We start from the raw sequence: 12,167 nt of genomic DNA on the forward strand, positions 1-12,167 counted from the left end.
CACCGGTTACGCCCAACCGGAGAGCCCAACGCGGACCAGCCGCAGCGGTTACCCCCGATCCGGCGAGAGCGTCGACAATTCCTCTCCCATAGAACACACGTACTATTTATCAGTACGACCCCGAGGTCGTGACGATTTTCCGCATCGACACGCGAAGGCAGGTCGTACAGATGTTTGAAAAAGACCGATCTCACCTATACGGTCATGAACAGCCGGAGGTGACCATGGTCGACCCACCGGTACGCAGATCACCGCGCGCACCACGAGCCGCCGAGGCACCCAGCGCCGACCAGGGAGGACGGACGTGACCGAGGACCGGGCCAACCGGCCACAGAGCCCGCAGCAGAGCATCGAGGCGGCCCCCCCGGCCGCCCGACGCCGGAGCGTCACCCGTGGCCGCTCCGGTCAGCCGGCCGTGCGCCCGGTGACGCCGGTGGTCAGCAGCTTCCCCGACCCGGCGACTGTCGATCTGACTGCCCGGCAACGTCGCATCCTGGATTTCATCCGCACCTGGGTGGAACGCCACGGGTACCCACCGAGCGTGCGCGAGATCGGTGAGGCGGTCGGGCTGGTCTCCCCGTCCAGCGTCGCCTACCAGCTGAAGGAGCTGGAGAAGAAGGGCTTCCTCCGGCGCGACCCGAACCGGCCCCGGGCTGTCGACGTCCGTTCCCCGAACGACGTCGACGACGAGCTGAGCCGCTCCCAGCGACCCACCCCGGCCTACGTGCCGATGCTCGGTCGCATCGCCGCCGGTGGGCCGATCCTCGCTGAGCAGTCGATGGAGGACGTCTTCCCGCTGCCCCGCGAGCTGGTCGGCGAGGGCGAGGTCTTCATGCTCCAGGTCAAGGGTGACTCGATGCTCGACGCGGCGATCTGCGACGGCGACTGGGTGGTCGTCCGGCAGCAGCCGACAGCAGACTCCGGCGAGATCGTCGCCGCCATGCTCGACGGCGAGGCGACAGTGAAGACCTACCGTCACCGCGACGGTCACGTCTGGCTGATGCCGCAAAATCCGGCCTTCGACCCGATCCCCGGTGACGACGCCACCATCATGGGCCGGGTGGTGGCGGTGCTGCGCCGCATCTGACTCGACGGTCCGCGACACCGGTACTGACCGGGGGTCAGTACCGGTCACCAGCTCAGTACCGGTCGCCCCGGTAGCCGTAGTTGCCGCCGCGTACCTGACCGTACGGCTCGCCGTCGTCCTCCCGGTAGCGGCCGGAGCGTCGACCCCGGTAGTCGGGCTCGGTCGGGCCACCACGCCGAGGTGGCTCTGCGCGCCCTCCCCCGCCGGGCTGTCCGCCGCCGCGCGCACCACCACCACCGCCGCCACCGCCGTAGACGCCACCGCCGGGGCGGCCACCGCCACCGGCCGGTCGGCCACCGCCGGGCCGCCCGCCGTAGACCGGAGCACCCTCACCGCCACCGCCGGGCCGGCCACCACCGCCGTAGACGCCACCGCCGCCCTGACCGGGGCGGGCACCGTTCCCGGCGGCCGGTCGGCCACCGCCGCCGCCGTAGACTCCGCCCGGACGGGTGCCGGCGCCGGGTCGCTCGCCGACCGGCGAGCCGCCGTAGACGCCAGCGGACTGCGCCCCGCCGTACACCCCACCCCGGCCCCGGTCCTGGGCCGAGCCGAATCCGTCGCTCGTGCGGCCCGGTACGTCGGCGTCGTCGTCGCGGTTCCGGCCGGCAGGTGCCGGGCGCTTACGGGCGCGCAGGATGCCGAAGATGCCCGCGCCGACGAGCAGGGCTCCGATCACGCCGACCGCGGCGATCAGGTACATGATGTCGGTGGGGGTCAGTCCGTCGAGGAAGGACTGCCCGGACTTCTGCGCCGCGTCGGGGTCGTTGGCCAGCTTCTTCGGCCCCTCGGTGGAGGGGGTGTAGCCGAGGATGTTGATGGGGTCGTCGTCCTCCAGGTGGCCGGCGTCGGAGACGGTCAGGAACGTCTTGCCGTCGGTCGAGTAGGCGATCGCCTCGCCGAACGGGTCGGCGAGGGCGGTGACCCGGGGCGTGCCCGTGGTGAGAGCCGCGACGATGTCGCCGTTCTGGACGTCGTACTCGAAGGCGTCGGCGTAGGTGCGCAGGACCACCCGCGCACCGTCCGCGGAGCGGGCCGCACCGGTGATCGCGACCCGGCCGAAGGTGCTCAGCGGATTCTCGGTGTCCGTCTTCGGCAGCTCGATGTCGCCGAGCTTCTTCATCGGCACCGGATCGGTGTTGCCGGTCTTGAGCGGCCCGTCCGGGGTGAAGATCTCGGCCTTGCCGGCGGTGACCTTGGTGATGATCAACGGCAGTTTGTCGTCGCCGATCAGCAGCGCCTCGGCATCGCGCGGCTTGCCGTCCGGGTACGACAGCCGGTGCAACTTCGGTTGGCTGCCGCCGCCGATCGGCATGCTCCACACCGCCACCCGCTCGCGACGCTCGCGGCTTGTCACGTTGTCACCGGTGTCGGCGATCCACAGCGTCTTGCCGTCCGGTGAGACGGCGAGATCCTCGGTGTCGAACGGCCCGGCGCCGGAGTAGGGGACCTCGCGGACGACCTGGCAGTCCTTGTTGAGGTAGAAGATTCGCTTACGGTCGTCCTGCTCGGTGCTGTCGTTGATGACGATGTAGCCGCTCTTGGTCACGACCAGGCCGGACAGCTCACGCAGTCGCGAGTCGGTGACCGAACACTGCTTCTTGCCCGCAGCCGTGACCGGCGGCCCCACAGCGGCGGCCGGAAACGCCGCCACCACGGGAGATGCAGCCTTGGCGGGGGTCGAACCGGGCGCGGCGAGCGCGGCACCGGTTACCGCCACGGTGGCCCCGACCAGGCCGAGGGCAACCGTGACGGAGGAAACAGTGCGGAGCATGAAAGAAGTGTCGCATGCCGCAGGTTTCCGCCGGGTGACGCGGCTGTGCGATCACCGCAGACGATCACCGGGTGGTATGGACCGCCTGCGCCGCGTCGCCGTACGGGGCCAGTTCGGCTGCGAGTGCCTCGTTGACCCGTACGTGCAGCATCGTCCCTTCCGGCAGATGAGCGGTGCTGAGCACCTCGCCCTGCCGGTGCAGGCGGGCCACCAGATCGCCCCGGTCGTACGGCAGCACCACGCGCACCTCGACCGCCGGCCGGGGCAACCGCCGCTCGATCGTCTCGCGCAGGTCGTCGATGCCCCGCCCGCGGTGTGCGGAGACGAAGACCGCCTCGGGCCAGAGCCGCTTGAGCCGGAGCAGAGTCTCCTCGTCGGCCGCGTCGATCTTGTTGACCACCAGCAGCTCGGGCAGCCGGTCGGCGCCGACCTCGCTGAGCACCTCGCGGACGGCCCGGACCTGCTCCTCCGGGTCGGGGTGGGCGCCGTCGACCACGTGCACGACCAGATCCGCCTCGGCGACCTCCTCCAGCGTCGACCGGAACGCCTCGACGATCTGGTGCGGCAGGTGCCGGACGAAACCTACGGTGTCGCTGAGGGTGTAGACCCGCCCGTCGGACGTGGTGGACCGGCGGGTGGTCGGGTCGAGCGTGGCGAACAGCGCGTCCTCCACCAGCACGCCCGCCCCGGTCAGGCGGTTGAGCAGACTGGACTTGCCGGCGTTCGTGTAACCGGCGATCGCCACCGCGGGCACCCCGTTGCGGGTGCGGCGGGCGCGCTTGGTCTCGCGTACCGTCCGCATGGCCTTGATCTCCCGGCGGAGCCGGGAGATGCGGTGGCGGATGCGCCGCCTGTCGGTTTCCAGCTTGGTCTCACCGGGACCACGGACGCCGACGCCACCGCCCGCACCGCCGCCACGGCCCGACCCACCTGTCTGCCGGGACAGCGTCTCGCCCCAGCCGCGCAGCCGGGGCAGGAGGTATTCGAGCTGGGCCAGCTCGACCTGGGCCCGGCCCTCCTTGCTCTTGGCGTGCTGGGCGAAGATGTCGAGGATCAGCGCGGTGCGGTCGACCACCTTGACCTTTGTGCGCTGTTCCAGGTTGCGCAGTTGGGACGGGGACAGCTCGCCGTCACAGATCACCGTGTCGGCGCCGGCGGCGAGCACCATCGAGCCGAGGTCGTCGACCTTGCCGCGACCGATGTAGGTCGCCGGGTCGGGGCGGTTGCGCCGCTGGATGAGCCCTTCGAGCACCTGGGAGCCGGCGGTCTCCGCCAGCGCGGCCAGCTCGGTGAGGGAATTCTCCGCGTCGACCTGGGTGCCCTCGGTCCAGACGCCGACGAGGACCACCCGCTCCAGCCGGAGCTGTCGGTATTCGACCTCGGTGACGTCGGTCAGCTCGGTGGAGAGGCCGGGGACCCGTCGCAGCGCCTGCCGTTCGGAGAGCTCGTACTCGCCAGTGGTGGTGTCGAGCTCGTCGTCGGGGATGGGAACGTAGGTCTCCTGGTCTCGCAAGCGATCTCTCCTGTCCGTTCTGTGCACGTACCGAGCAATCCTGACATGTGTCAACGCCCGCCGCACCTGGTATATGCCCACCTGCGACGCGGCGAGAACGGGGGCGGGTGCCGGCGGCCCGGGGCGGGCGAGTAGAAATGCGGACGAGCCGTTCAGCGCCGACGGAGGGACCTGCGTGGCCACGACCAGACTGCCCAGTGCCGGATTCTCGATCACGATCCGGATCGCCGTGCCCGCCGACGCCTCCTCGATCGGCCGGCTCACCACGTCGGTCGGTGAGGCAGGCGCGGTCGTCACCGCGCTGGACGTGGTGGATTCCGACCCGACCTGCGTCATCGTCGACCTGACCTGCGACACCGCCGACTCCGGTCACGCCGACCAGGTGGTCGAGGCGTTGAGCGCGCTCGACGGCGTCGACGTGCGCAAGGTTTCCGACCGCACCTTCCTGCTGCACCTCGGCGGCAAGATCGAGGTCAGTCCGAAGGTCGCCCTGCGCAACCGGGACGAGCTTTCCCGCGCGTACACCCCCGGGGTGGCCCGGGTCTGCCAGGCCATCGCCGACAACCCCGCCGACGCCCGGCGACTGACCATCAAACGGAACACGGTCGCGGTGGTCAGCGACGGCTCGGCCGTGCTGGGGCTGGGCAACCTCGGTCCCGCCGCGTCGCTGCCGGTGATGGAGGGCAAGGCGGCGTTGTTCAAGCGCTTCGGCGGGGTGGACGCCTGGCCGGTGGTGCTCGACACGCAGGACACCGACGAGATCGTCGCCATCGTCAAGGCGATCGCGCCCGCGTACGGCGGGATCAACCTGGAGGACATCGCCGCGCCGCGTTGCTTCGAGATCGAGGCCCGGTTGCGCGCGGCGTTGGACATCCCGGTCTTCCACGACGATCAGCACGGCACCGCCATCTGCGTGCTGGCCGCGTTGACCAACGCGTTGCGCGTGGTGGGCAAGCAGCTCGCGGACGTGCGGGTGGTGGTCTCCGGGGCCGGCGCGGCGGGCACCGCGATCATGAAGCTGCTGCTGCGTCAGGGCGTCGGCGACATCATCGCGTACGACCGGCAGGGCGCCCTGCACCGTGGCCAGGCCGACCTCAACCCGGCCTGGCGGTGGCTGGCCGAGAACACCAACCGGGACGGCTACTCGGGTGACCTGCCCGGTGCGCTGGCCGGTGCCGACGTCTTCATCGGGGTGAGCGCCCCGAACCTGCTCACCGGCGACGACATCGCCACGATGGCGAAGGACGCGATCGTGTTCGCGCTGGCGAACCCGGACCCGGAGGTCGACCCTCGGGAGGCGCGCAAGCACGCCGCGGTCGTCGCCACCGGCCGCTCCGACCAGCCGAACCAGATCAACAACGTGCTCGCCTTCCCGGGCGTCTTCCGCGGCATGCTCGACGCGCACGCCGAGGAGTTCACCGAGGAGATGGCGATCGCCGCCGCCCGGGCCATCGCCGACGTGGTGGGCGAAGAAAAAATCAACCCGACGGTCATCGTGCCCAGCGTCTTCGACTCGCGGGTGGCTCCGGCGGTCGCCGCCGCCGTACGCGCCGCCGCCCAGAACCCGGCCGTCACCTCGCCACCCGCCGCCGACCCCGGCCCGGCCGACCTCCCCGAGATCGCCGCCACCGCCTCCGCCACCCCTGACCTTCCCCGCCCCCACCCACCCATGTTGATCATGGGGTTAGCGGCGAGTTCGATCAGAAACTGCCGTTGACCTCATGATCAACACGGGTGGGTGGGGGCGAGGGTCAGGGGTGCAGGGGCGGGAGGGTGAGCTGGCCGGTGGCGACGAGGACGGCGGGGCCGGAGAGCCAGCAGGAGTCCTCGTCCACGGTCACGGTTAGGCGGCCGCCGGGGACGTCTACGGCGACAGTGCCGGTTTCCCGGTCGGCGTCGCGCAGGGCCACCGCCGCGACGGCGCAGGCGCCGGTGCCGCAGGAGAGGGTCTCGGCGGAGCCACGCTCGTGGACGCGCATCAGCACGTGCGCGTCGACGCCGGCCACCGGCGCACCGGCGGTGGTGAACTCGACGTTGACGCCGCGGGGAAAGACCGCCGGATCGACGTCGGGGGCCCGGGTCAGGTCCAGCCCGGTCAGGTCCAGTCCGGCGGGTACCGGGCAGACCAGGTGGGGGTTGCCGACGTCCACAGCCGTGCCGGGCAGGGTCAGCCCGCCCAGGGCGGCGGCGGAGGCGCCGTACAGCCGGGGGCGTCGCATCTCGACGGCGATGGCGTCGCCCTCGACCCGCGCCCGCACCACGCCGGCCCGGGTGACCACCGGCAGGGCGTCGCCGGCCGGTACGGCCAGCCCGGTCTCCAGCAGGTACCTGACGAAGACCCGGGCCCCGTTGCCGCACATCTCGGCGAAGGAGCCGTCGGAGTTCCAGTAGTCCATGAACCACTCGGCCTCACCGGCCAGGGCGGCACCGTCGGCGTGCTTCGCGGCGCGGACCACCCGCAGCACGCCGTCGCCGCCGAGGCCACGTCGCCGGTCGCAGATCGCCGCCACCAGCTCGGGCGTCAGGTCGAGCGCGCCGTCCCGGTCGGGCAGGATCACGAAGTCGTTGCCGGTGCCGTGCCCCTTGGTGAACTCCACGCCCCCATCATCGCGCAGTCTCGCCGAGGATCCGCACCGCGGCCCCGACCATGCCCGGGTCGGCCGAGTCGAGCCAGTGCACCCGCGGATCACGCCGGAACCAGGAGCGCTGGCGGCGGACGAAACGGCGGGTGGCCCGGACCGTCTCGTCGTGCGCCTCGGTCTCGGTGAGCTCCCCGCCCAGGAAACGCAGCACCTGCTGGTAGCCGAGCGCCCGACTCGCGGTACGCCCCTGCGGTAGGCCGCGCTCGACAAGTCCCCGGGTCTCCGCGACCAGCCCGTCGGCCCACATCCGGTCGACCCGGACCGCGATCCGCTCGTCGAGCCTGGCGGTGTCCAGGTCCACGCCGATCTGCACCGCCGGGTAGTGAGGTGTCGGCGCCGGCAACGCCGCGGTGAACGGCCCACCGGTCAGCTCGATCACCTCCAGCGCGCGCACGATGCGCCGGCCGTTGCCGGGCAGGATGCCGGCCGCCGCTGCCGGGTCGACCTCGCGTAGTCGCGCGTACAGCGGTGCCGGACCGTGCGCGGCCAGCTCACCTTCCAGGCGGTGCCGCAGCTCGGGGTCGGTGCCGGGGAACTCGAACTGTTCCAGCACCGCCCGGACGTAGAGCCCGGACCCGCCGACAAGCAGTGGCATCCGACCCCGGGCGAGGATGTCGTCGACCGCCGCCCGGGCCAGCCGCTGGTACTCCGCCACGCTGGCCGGCTCGGTGACCTCCCAGATGTCGAGCAGGTGGTGCGGCACCCCGTCGCGTTCGGCGGCGGTGAGCTTCGCCGTACCGATATCCATGCCCCGGTAGAGCTGCATCGAGTCGGCGTTGACCACCTCGCCGTCGAGCGCGTGCGCGAGCGCGATGCTCAGGGCGGACTTGCCCGCCGCCGTCGGCCCGACCACCGCGACCACGACGCCCGGGCCGGTCACGGCCGCCCCCAGCTCGCCACGAGGTAGCCCACCCCGTAGGGCGCGGCGTGGTAGCGCAGCTCGCCGCGCCAGTGCCCGCCGGCCGCCCGCGCCGCACCGGCGAGCACCTGCCAGGGCGCCCGTCCCGCGACCTTGAGCTGCGCCGACAGGACGGGGTCGAGGCCGAGCAGGGCGTCGACGTCCGCGTCGGCCAGGGCCCGGGCGACCGTCTCGTCGTACGCCTCGGCGCGCGGATCGGCGTAACCGGGTGCCTTCTCCCCCCGGCACGCCGAGCTGTCCCCCATCACCAGCAGCGCCCACGGCTGGTTCGACCCGAGCCGGGCACCGAGGTCGGCGCAGGTCCCGACCGATTCGTCGGTCCCGACCGTTTTCATCCGCCAGCCCACGCCGCCGGTTCCGGCCGCCGGTCGCCGGCCGAGCAGCCAGGCACCGACCAGCAGGCTGAGCGGGAGGTGGTCGGTGCCCACCACACCGTCGGGGTGGTTGCCGAGGCGTACCTCCATCGGCAGCCCCCAGGGGGCGAAGCTGCCCCGGAACGGGAAGTCGAGATCGGCTCTGTGCTCGCCGGCGCCGATCACCAGGACGCTGCGCGCTCCCGAGTCGAGCAGCCCGGCTACGGCGGCGTCACAGGCGGCGCGCAGATCGTCCAGCTCGGACGCGGCGGCACCGGCGATCTCGGGAACGAGCAGCGGCGGGTGGGGGCAGACGGCGGCGGCGACCAGTGGCACCAGGCAAACTTAGCGGCCCCGGATCACCGTCTGCCGGGTACCGCCCGGACGGACGACCGTTCGTACGTACGCGTACGGGCGAAAGCGGCACGCCGGTCGGATGGCCCAGACGGGCCCTAGGACACCGTATGGTCACGGTCGGCGATAGGCGCTCGACGCGGACCGGGGCGCACCTGTGACAATGCCCGGAGAAACTTGGCTGCGCCGTGGCGGCGCCCGGGAGACTGCTCCCTGGTGCCGGGAGAACGAGGATGGGCACATGAGCGACTGGACTGCCTTCGGACGGGTGGACGCGGACGGCACCGTTTACGTCAAGACCGCCGAGGGCGAGCGGGTTGTCGGATCCTGGCAGGCGGGAGCACCGGAAGAGGGGCTGGCGCACTTCGCACGCCGCTTCGCCGACCTGGTGACCGAGGTGGACCTGACCGAGGCACGGCTCAAGTCCGGTGCGGCGGACGCCAACCACTCGCTCACCACCATCCGGCGGATTCGCGGCTCCCTCGCCGAGGCCCACGTCGTCGGCGACATCGACGCCCTGGCGACCCGGCTCGACAAGCTCGCCATCGTGGCCGAGGAGAAGGCGGGCGAGGCCCGGGCGGCGAAGGAGGCCGCCCGCGTCGAGGCGCTCGCCCGCAAGACCGCCCTGGTGGAGGAGGCCGAGAAGCTGGCGGCCGAGTCGACCGGCTGGAAGACCGCCGGGGACCGACTCAAGGAGATCCTCGACGAGTGGAAGACCATCCGGGGGGTGGACAAGAAGACCGACGGTGAGCTGTGGAAGCGGTTCGCCGCCGCGCGGGACGGTTTCACCCGCCGTCGGGGTGCCCACTTCGCCTCCCTGGACGCGCAGCGCAAGCAGGCGCAGACGGTCAAGGAGGAGCTGGTCGCCGAGGCCGAGAAGGTCGCCGAATCGACCGACTGGGCGGCTACGGCAAATCAGCTCAAGGACCTGATGACCCAGTGGAAGGCCGCGCCGCGGGCGTCGAAGGAAGCCGAGCAGCGGCTCTGGGAACGGTTCCGCGCCGCGCAGGACGCCTTCTTCAGCCGGCGTAGTGAGGTCTTCTCCGCCCGCGACAACGAGCAGCGCGCCAACCTGGAGCGCAAGCAGGCGCTGCTGGCCGAGGCCGAGGCGCTCGACATCGACGGCGACCCGAAGGGTGCGCAGGCGAAGCTGCGGGAGATCCAGGCGCAGTGGCACGAGGCCGGTCGGGTGCCGCGCGAGGCGGCGGCCGGGCTGGAGCGTCGGCTGCGCGCGGTCGACGAGAAGGTCCGTGAGGTGATGGACTCCGCCTGGCGGCGCACCACCCGAGAGGACAACCCGCTGCTGGCCCAGATGCGGTCGCAGGTCGCGGAGGCCGAGGAGCGGTTGGCCCGGGCGCAGGCTGCCGGCGACCCCCGGCGGATCAAGGAGGCCGAGCAGGCGCTCGCCTCGAAGCGCCAGTTCCTCCAGTTGGCCGAGCAGGCCGGCTGAGCCGTACGTCCGGTGCCCCCGGTTCCCCTCAGGGGAGTCGGGGCACCGTCTTTTGTGCAGGTCGGGGCGATGTTAACGTACGACATTTACATCGACGCTGATCTGTGATTACCTGGGGAAAGCGTTTGCCCGCTTGTCGGGCGAGGCACGGGAGCCATTCCGACCAGTTCATCCACCGGCAGGGCGCATCCTGCGACCGCCACGGCATCGCTGCCGCCGGGCACGGCAGCCCCCTTGCCGCGGCGCACCCCCTGCCGCCCGCACCGGATGACGCATCCGGGCCACCGCCACGGCCACACCACCCGTAGTCACCGTGGCCTGCCACGTCATGGACCGGTCCGGGCCGGCCCTGACCCACGGCCCCACGGTGCGCCCACGCGTCACCCGATCCGTCCCATTTACCGAGGATGAGGAGAACGACCGTGCTTGCAGACGTCAAGCCTCGCCTGACGCGAAGGCTGGCGGTGCTGGCCGCGACGGCCGTCGCGTTGCCCGCCGCCGCCGTCGCGGTGACCGTCGCACCGGCCGCCGCGGCGACCGTCGACACCGGCGCCTACTACGTGTTCGTCAACCGCCACAGCGGCAAGGCCATGGACCTCTGGAACTGGTCCACCGCCGACGGCGGTGAGATCCGGCAGTTCACCCGGGCCGACGGCAACAACCAGCAGTTCCAGTTCGTCGACGTGGGCAGCGGCTACTACCAGCTGCGCAACCGGCACTCCGGCAAGGTCGTCACGGTGCCCAACTCGAACGACGGGGTGCAGGTCACCCAGGTCACCGCGAGCAGCGACATCAAGCAGCACTGGCGGCTCGCCGACGCCGCGAACGGTGACGTCCGGTTCGTCAACCGGCACAGCAACAAGGCGCTCGACCTGTGGGGATGGTCCACCGCCGACGGCGCGATGATCTCGCAGTACGCCGACCTGGACGGGGCCAACCAGCGGTGGCAACTGGTCCGACTGGGCGGCGGCACCACTCCCCCGACGTCCAACCCGCCCACCACACCGCAGACCGGCCTGGTCGGCTGGGCCACCCAGAACGGCGGCACCTCGGGCGGCGGCAGCGCCGCAACCACGACCGTCACCAGCGCCTCGGCACTGACCAGCGCGCTCAACTCCACAAGCGCGGCGGTGATCCGGGTCTCCGGCACCATCAACTGCTCGGGGATGCTGCGGGTCCGCTCCAACAAGACCATCCTCGGCAACTCCGGTGCCACGATCGCCGGCTGCGGCTTCACCATCAACGGTGACCGCAACGTCATCATCCGGAACCTGACGTTCCGGAACTGGGGCGACGACGCGATCAACGTGGAGCAGTCCGCGACGAACATCTGGATCGACCACAACAGCTTCACCGCCGGGTACGACGGCGCTGTCGACATCAAGCGCGGCTCCGACTTCATCACCGTGTCGTGGAACCGCGTCTACGGCCACGACAAGTCGATGCTGCTCGGGCACAGCGACGACAACGCCAGCCAGGACGTCGGCAAGCTGCGGGTCTCCTACCACCACAACTGGTTCGACGGCAGCAACCAGCGCCACCCCCGGGTCCGGTTCGGCAACCCGGTGCACGTCTACAACAACTACTACAGCAACGTGCGCGGCTACGGCGTGGCGTCCACGATGAACGCCGGTGTGCTCGTCGAGGGCAACTACTTCGAGAACACCCCCGACCCGTACCACCTGGGTGAGGGCAGCTCCGGCCCGGGCTCGCTGGTGGCCCGCAACAACCACTTCGTCAACTCGGGCAGCGGGCAGACCGGCGGCAGCGTGGCCGGCATCCCCTACTCGTACACCCTGGACACGCCGAGCAACGTCAAGTCGATCGTGACGGGCGGCGCGGGCGCCGGTCGGATCTCGGTCTGACCGTAAGGTCAGGGCCTGTGTCGAAGTCCTCAGTCGAGGCGGGAGTCCAGGCGGCGTCCAGCCAGGCGTCGCGCGCACCCGCCGCAGGCCGACCCGGACTTCGACACAGGCCGCCCAGGGCTGCGTGAGCGGCCACAGCCGGGCTCCGCCTGGTGTGGGTCGTGGATGCTTTGCTCTGCTTCACTCCACGCAATGGTTTCGCCCGCTCACCGT

General features: G+C 71.4%; 8 protein-coding genes and 1 pseudogene. 4 read left to right on the forward strand and 5 right to left on the reverse strand.

What is annotated here, in order from left to right; genetic code table 11:
- Positions 1 to 304: 304 nt before the first annotated feature.
- Entirely contained in the window at positions 305 to 1,087 is a 783-nt protein-coding gene (gene lexA / locus CLT74_RS14560) for a transcriptional repressor LexA (protein WP_099847030.1), read from the forward strand.
- 52 nt (positions 1,088 to 1,139) lie between these two features.
- Here lexA and CLT74_RS30825 read toward each other — a convergent pair whose 3' ends face one another.
- Positions 1,140 to 2,858, reverse strand: coding sequence for a hypothetical protein (locus CLT74_RS30825; RefSeq protein ID WP_199172189.1), 1,719 nt, complete (start codon positions 2,856 to 2,858; stop codon positions 1,140 to 1,142).
- Positions 2,859 to 2,922: 64 nt separating this feature from the next.
- Positions 2,923 to 4,371: a GTPase HflX gene (gene hflX, locus CLT74_RS14570; RefSeq protein ID WP_099847031.1), complete on the reverse strand. Its 1,449-nt coding sequence runs from the start codon at positions 4,369 to 4,371 to the stop codon at positions 2,923 to 2,925.
- Between the two features lie 175 nt (positions 4,372 to 4,546).
- On the opposite strand from hflX, the pseudogene CLT74_RS14575 reads away from it, so the two are divergent.
- Positions 4,547 to 6,016, forward strand: a pseudogene (locus tag CLT74_RS14575) (NAD-dependent malic enzyme); the annotation flags it as partial.
- A 106-nt stretch (positions 6,017 to 6,122) separates the two neighbouring features.
- Here the strand turns inward: CLT74_RS14575 and dapF are convergent.
- The 3 genes from dapF to CLT74_RS14590 are packed head-to-tail and all read right to left on the reverse strand — an operon-like array spanning position 6,123 to position 8,621.
- Positions 6,123 to 6,968 carry a diaminopimelate epimerase gene (gene dapF / locus CLT74_RS14580; protein ID WP_099847032.1) on the reverse strand — a complete coding sequence of 282 codons (846 nt, stop codon included), beginning with the start codon at positions 6,966 to 6,968 and terminating at the stop codon, positions 6,123 to 6,125.
- Positions 6,969 to 6,975: 7 nt separating this feature from the next.
- Positions 6,976 to 7,893 carry a tRNA (adenosine(37)-N6)-dimethylallyltransferase MiaA gene (gene miaA, locus CLT74_RS14585; RefSeq protein WP_486582309.1) on the reverse strand — a complete coding sequence of 306 codons (918 nt, stop codon included), beginning with the start codon at positions 7,891 to 7,893 and terminating at the stop codon, positions 6,976 to 6,978.
- Positions 7,890 to 8,621, reverse strand: a complete 732-nt coding sequence (locus tag CLT74_RS14590; protein WP_099847033.1) for a class III extradiol dioxygenase subunit B-like domain-containing protein — start codon at positions 8,619 to 8,621, stop codon at positions 7,890 to 7,892. Before CLT74_RS14590 ends, miaA begins: the two co-directional genes overlap by 4 nt.
- A 259-nt stretch (positions 8,622 to 8,880) precedes the next feature.
- Between CLT74_RS14590 and CLT74_RS14595 the strand changes: the two genes are divergently transcribed.
- A complete protein-coding gene (locus CLT74_RS14595; protein WP_099847034.1) occupies positions 8,881 to 10,089 on the forward strand; it encodes a DUF349 domain-containing protein in 1,209 nt (402 codons plus the stop codon).
- A gap of 590 nt (positions 10,090 to 10,679) precedes the next feature.
- The gene (locus CLT74_RS14600; protein ID WP_486582731.1) at positions 10,680 to 11,954 is read left to right on the forward strand and encodes a pectate lyase family protein; all 1,275 of its coding nucleotides are present in this window, start codon (positions 10,680 to 10,682) and stop codon (positions 11,952 to 11,954) included.
- Positions 11,955 to 12,167: the final 213 nt, after the last annotated feature.

It is taken from the genome of Verrucosispora sp. CNZ293, from assembly GCF_002754655.1.

Bases quoted from the DNA above. Each gene is read 5' to 3' on its own strand.
- CLT74_RS30825 (WP_199172189.1), bottom strand. From the start codon at position 2,858: ATGCTCCGCACTGTTTCCTCCGTCACGGTTGCCCTCGGCCTGGTCGGG.
- CLT74_RS14595 (WP_099847034.1), top strand. From the start codon at position 8,881: ATGAGCGACTGGACTGCCTTCGGACGGGTGGACGCGGACGGCACCGTT.
- CLT74_RS14600 (WP_486582731.1), top strand. From the start codon at position 10,680: ATGGACCTCTGGAACTGGTCCACCGCCGACGGCGGTGAGATCCGGCAG.